Source organism: Streptococcus sp. OH4692_COT-348, assembly GCF_003859975.1.
GTDB lineage: Bacteria > Bacillota > Bacilli > Lactobacillales > Streptococcaceae > Streptococcus.
Map to the genome: position 1 here is coordinate 1 of NZ_RQZB01000056.1, position 500 is coordinate 500.

Below are 500 nucleotides of genomic sequence, written 5' to 3' on the forward strand. Positions count from 1 at the left end.
GTGTACAATGAAAACAAGATTTTCAAGAGTACAAAACAAGGGCTAGAATTTACTTCTTTTAAAACCACTTTCAAAAAGCAAACAAATGATACTTTGAGAGCGCAAGGTGGTAACAGTTCACTTAATATATTTGATGAAGTCCATACCTATGGCGAAGATATAACAGAATCAGTCAATAAAGGTTCACGTCAAAAACAAGACAACTGGCAAAGTATTTACATAACTTCTGGCGGACTTAAACGAGACGGATTATATGATAAACTTGTTGAACGCTTCAAATCAGAAGAAGAATTTTACAATGATAGGTCGTTCGGCTTGCTTTACATGCTAGAAAATCATGAGCAGGTCAAAGATAAAAAGAATTGGACTATGGCATTGCCTCTTATTGGTCATGTCCCTAAGTGGTCAGGAGTTATTGAAGAGTACGAACTGGCACAAGGAGACCCAGCGTTACAGAATAAGTTCTTAGCATTTAATATGGGATTACCTATGCAGGACAC

At 36.8% G+C, this 500-nt stretch carries 1 protein-coding gene; it reads left to right on the plus strand.

Features of this window, described 5'->3' with window-relative positions; genetic code table 11:
• Window positions 1-500, plus strand: a 500-nt coding sequence (locus EII37_RS10875) for a terminase large subunit domain-containing protein (protein ID WP_221620941.1), incomplete at both ends; no start/stop codon positions are given.